The sequence below is a fragment of the Streptomyces sp. WAC05292 genome (assembly GCF_003949955.1).
GTDB classification, from domain to species: Bacteria; Actinomycetota; Actinomycetes; order Streptomycetales; family Streptomycetaceae; genus Streptomyces; species Streptomyces globosus.
The window spans coordinates 1-4,301 of the sequence record NZ_RPSE01000473.1 but is presented as its reverse complement, the minus strand read 5'-3'; the positions used below and the strand labels follow the sequence as shown (position 1 = coordinate 4,301).

The window sequence follows — 4,301 nt, the reverse complement described above, 5'->3', positions numbered from 1 at the left end:
GCCCCGGACCCCGCGGCCGCCCCGGCGCCCGCGGGAGCCGCCCCGGCCGTGCTCCACCTGGCCGACACCGGCGCGGCGGACCCGCCGGCGGTGCTCACCGTCCACGGCTGCTGGTACCCGTCGGCCGACCCCACCGGCGACCGCGTGGCGTTCATCTGCGACCGCGCCGGCGTGCCGCAGCTGTGGAGCGGCCCGGCGAACGGCTCGGAGGCCCACGTCCTCGACGCCGACCCCGACCCCGTCACCGAGGTGTCGTGGTCGCCCGACGGCCGGTGGATCGCGTACACCTCGGCGCCCGGCGGCGGTGCGGGGACGGTGTCGGTGCGGGGAGCGGTCTAGGGGCATGCGGGCCTCTTCGAGGGCTTCCGGGGGACTGTCACCGCTCGGTGTCGGTTGTCAGACGATGCCGTGGGTCTGGAGCCAGATCTCCAGCGAAGCCACCTGCCACAGGGTGCTGGCTCCGCGTTTCGTGCGGTGGCGCGCGGGGTCGGCGAGCATGTCGTCCACGCGGCCCTGGTCGAAGATACCGCGCCGGCGCGCCTCGGGGGCGGTCAGCGCGTCGCGTACGCGGGTCAGGACCGGTTCGGCCATGTGACGGACGGCGGGCACCGGGAAGTAGCCCTTCGGCCGGTCGACGACCTCGCGGGGCAGGACCTGCCGGCCGACGTCCTTGAGGATGCCCTTGCCTCCCTGGCCGAGTTTCAGCTCGGGGGGGCAGGCGGCGGCCAGTTCGACCAGCTCGTGGTCGAGGAACGGCACGCGCGCTTCCAGGCCCCAGGCCATGGTCATGTTGTCGACGCGCTTCACGGGGTCGTCGGCCATCAGCGCGTGGACGTCGAGGCGCAGGGTGGCGTCGAGCGCGGTCTGCGCCCCGGGGGCGGCCATGTGGGCCGCGACGAACTCGCGCGGGGTGTCGCGGTCGGCGGCCAGGTCGGGGTGGAGGAGGTCGTTGACGCCGTGGTGGGTGCGGTCGAAGTAGGCCTCCGCGTACGCGTCGGCGGCGTCGGGGCGGGCGGCCCCGGCGATGCCGGGGTACCAGTGGTAGCCGGCGAAGACCTCGTCGGCGCCCTGGCCGCAGAGCACGACCTTGACCTCCTTGGCGACCTCCTGGGCGAGCAGGTGGAAGGCGACGGAGTCGTGGCTGACCATCGGTTCGTCCATGGCGGCGATCGCCCCTTCCAGCGCGGCGGGGAGCCGGTCGGAGGGGATCATGAACTGGTGGTGGTCGGTGCCGAAGCGGCGGGCCACCAGGTCCGAGTAGTGGAACTCGTCGCCGTCCTGTCCGCTCTCGGACTCGAAGCCCATGGCGAAGGTCGCGATGCCGCTCTGGCCGTGCTCCTCCAGCAGGGCGACGATCAGGCTGGAGTCGAGTCCGCCGGACAGCAGGACGCCGACGGGGACGTCGGCGACCGTACGCCGGCGCACGGCCCGGCCCAGGGCTTCGTGGATGGCCTCCCGCCAGGCAGCCGGGTCGTCCCCCAGCCCGGCGGCGGGTCCGGCCTCGCGGGTGTAGGAGGGCTGCCAGTAGCGGTGGTCGGTGGAGGTGCCGTCGGGTTCGATCACGCGGACCGTGGCCTGCGGCAACTTCCGCACGCCGTTCAGGACGGTGCGGGGGGCGGGTACGGTGCCGTGCCAGCTCAGGTACTGGTGCAGGGCGACCGGGTCCAGGCCGGTGTCGACTCCGCCGCCGGCCAGCAGGGCGGGCAGGGTGGAGGCGAAGCGGAGCCGGTCGGCGTCCTCGGTGACGTAGAGGGGCTTGATGCCGAGCCGGTCGCGGCCCAGCACCACGCGCCCGGTGTGGTGCTCGACCACCGCGAAGGCGAACATGCCGAGCAGGGACTCCACACAGGCGGGCCCCCACTGCCCGTACGCCTTGACGAGCACCTCGGTGTCGGAGTCGGAGAAGAAGCGGTGGCCCAGCCCCTCCAGGCGTCGGCGCAGTTCGCGGTGGTTGTAGATGCAGCCGTTGAAGGCGGCGGTGATGCCGAGGAGCGGGTCCGTCATCGGCTGGGCGCCGCTTTCGGACAGGTCGATGATCTTCAACCGCCGGTGGCCGAGGGCGACGGCGCCCTGCGACCAGGCGCCTCTGCCGTCCGGTCCGCGGTCCGACATCTCGTCGGTCATGCGCTCGACCGCCGCAAGGTCCGGGCGCCTGCCGTCGAAGCGCACCTCACCGCTCAGACCGCACATGCCGCACCCCCCTGGCTGCGCGCGCCGGCGGGCCGGCCCGTGGTCGCTCCTGCTCCGGGGGTCCGGAACACCTGCACCATGTGAGTTCACTCCCTCGTACTGCCCGTCCGGGCGCTACACCGGCGGGACGGGCGATCGACGTACAGGCCGCCTGCCCCACCAGGCGGTTTCCATTCGGGGCGGTTCCCGGGCCGATCTTTGGGCGCTTCCTCCAATATGCCCCGCGGTGTCCGTGCGCGCGTGGCGGACGGCGGCGGGGCGGACGCCGGACGGCGGCCGGGGGTGCGGCGTGAGCAGCGGATTCCCCCACCCCACCAACGGGTAGATAAACGGATAATTCAGGCACGTCGCTCGCCTGTACGGGAGGGAGGGAGGGCCCGCATGGAACCGTGGCTGCTCTGGCTGGTCGCCGCGGCGGCGCTGGCCGTCGCGGAGGTGTTCTCCCTCACCGCGGCGCTCGGGCTGCTGGCCGCGGCCGCCGCCGTGACCGGGGGCGCCGCCGCACTCGGGCTGCCGGTGCCGTTGCAGTTCCTGCTGTTCACCGCCGTCGCCGCACTCAGCCTCCTGTTCGTACGCCCGACCGTGCTGCGCCGCCTCCAGCCCGCCCAGGAGGCGCGCTTCGGCGTCGACGCGCTGATCGGCAGGGTCGCGTACGTGGTCAGCGAGGTGTCCGGGCGGGGCGGCCGGGTGCGCATCGGCGGCGAGGAGTGGACCGCCCGCGCCTACGACGAGACGCTGGTCATCCCTCCCGGCACGGCCGTCGACGTCATCGAGATCAGCGGCAGCACCGCCCTCGTCTACCCCCGGGAGTGAGCCATGGATGCATCGGGGTCCCTGATCGTCGCCCTGGTCCTCGCCGCCCTCGCCGTGTTCACCGTGGTGCGGGCCGTGCGGATCGTGCCGCAGGCGCGCGCCCGCAACGTGGAGCGGCTCGGGCGCTACCACCGGACGCTGAAGCCAGGCCTGAACGTCGTCATCCCCTACATCGACCGCGTGTACCCGGTGATCGACCTGCGCGAGCAGGTCGTCTCCTTCCGGCCGCAGCCGGTGATCACGGAGGACAACCTGGTCGTCGAGATCGACAGCGTGCTGTACTTCCAGGTGACGGATCCGCGGGCCGCCTCGTACGAGATCGCGAACTTCCTCCAGGCCGTCGAGCAGCTCACCGTCACCACGCTGCGCAACGTCGTCGGCTCCATGGACCTGGAGAAGACCCTGACCTCGCGCGACACCATCAACAGCCAGCTGCGCGGCGTGCTGGACGAGGCGACGGGCAAGTGGGGGCTGCGCGTCAACCGCGTGGAGATCAAGGCCATCGACCCGCCGCAGTCGATCAAGGACGCGATGCAGAAGCAGATGCGGGCCGAACGGGACAAGCGGGCGGCGATCCTGGCGGCCGAGGGCCAGCGGCAGGCGCAGATCCTGACGGCGGAGGGCGACAAGCAGTCAGCGGTGCTGCGCGCCGAGGGCGCCCGCACGGCGGAGATCCTCAAGGCGGAGGGCCAGTCCCGGGCGATCGACGAGGTCTTCCAGGCGGTGCACCGCAACGACCCGGACCCCAAGCTCCTGGCCTACCAGTACCTCCAGGTGCTGCCGCAGCTCGCGCAGGGGCAGGGCAGCACCTTCTGGGTGATCCCGGGAGAGGTGACCTCCGCCCTGGAGGCGGTCTCCCGGGCCTTCGGCGAGGTGCTCCCGCCGTCGCCCGCGACCCGTGAGCGGCCGGCGGACGGGGCCGACGAGACGGCGACGCGGGCCGCGAGCGACGCCGCCCGCGCCGCGGAGGCCGCGGCGGAGGCTTTGGCGGACGCGGCCGAGGCGGACGCCTCCGCCGGGCGGCTGCCGTAGCCGGGGCGGGGCGCGGCGGGGTCAGAACGGGTCGATCTCCACGTGGCCGCGGGACGCCGCGCAGACCTCCCAGCGGTCGCCGCTGCGGCGCAGCTCCAGGGCCACCGCGATGGGTTCCCCGGCGGGCGGCACCAGGTCGACGTTGACGACGGCGCCGTCGCCGCTGCGGGTGGACGAGACGATGCGGTGCCCGAACTCCGCCGCGAGGGCGCGGAGAGAGTTTTGGGGGTCGCTTCCGGCGGGGCAGCGGGCGTCCGCCCCGGGGG

The 4,301-nt window shown here is 73.6% G+C and carries 4 protein-coding genes and 1 pseudogene; 3 read left to right on the top strand and 2 right to left on the bottom strand.

Going from position 1 to position 4,301, the window contains the following annotated elements; translation table 11 throughout:
- A pseudogene (locus EF903_RS29460) lies at positions 1-306 on the top strand (TolB family protein); the annotation flags it as partial.
- Between the two features lie 90 nt (positions 307-396).
- Here EF903_RS29460 and EF903_RS29455 read toward each other — a convergent pair.
- Positions 397-2,190 carry an N-acetylglutaminylglutamine amidotransferase gene (locus EF903_RS29455; RefSeq protein ID WP_125548052.1) on the bottom strand — a complete coding sequence of 598 codons (1,794 nt, stop codon included), beginning with the start codon at positions 2,188-2,190 and terminating at the stop codon, positions 397-399.
- Between the two features lie 381 nt (positions 2,191-2,571).
- Here EF903_RS29455 and EF903_RS29450 point away from each other — a divergent pair, with 381 nt between their 5' ends.
- Both EF903_RS29450 and EF903_RS29445 read left to right on the top strand, forming a co-directional pair.
- Entirely contained in the window at positions 2,572-3,003 is a 432-nt protein-coding gene (locus tag EF903_RS29450) for an NfeD family protein (RefSeq protein ID WP_125548051.1), read from the top strand.
- Positions 3,004-3,006: 3 nt separating this feature from the next.
- Positions 3,007-4,035: an SPFH domain-containing protein gene (locus EF903_RS29445; RefSeq protein WP_125548050.1), complete on the top strand. Its 1,029-nt coding sequence runs from the start codon at positions 3,007-3,009 to the stop codon at positions 4,033-4,035.
- A gap of 21 nt (positions 4,036-4,056) precedes the next feature.
- Here EF903_RS29445 and EF903_RS34450 read toward each other — a convergent pair.
- Positions 4,057-4,301 (bottom strand): hypothetical protein (locus EF903_RS34450; RefSeq protein ID WP_185902891.1); only part of this gene is annotated, 245 nt, incomplete at its 5' end.

Excerpts from the sequence above, each read along its gene's own strand:
- EF903_RS29455 (WP_125548052.1), bottom strand. The coding sequence starts at position 2,190 with ATGTGCGGTCTGAGCGGTGAGGTGCGCTTCGACGGCAGGCGCCCGGAC.
- EF903_RS29450 (WP_125548051.1), top strand. The coding sequence starts at position 2,572 with ATGGAACCGTGGCTGCTCTGGCTGGTCGCCGCGGCGGCGCTGGCCGTC.
- EF903_RS29445 (WP_125548050.1), top strand. The coding sequence starts at position 3,007 with ATGGATGCATCGGGGTCCCTGATCGTCGCCCTGGTCCTCGCCGCCCTC.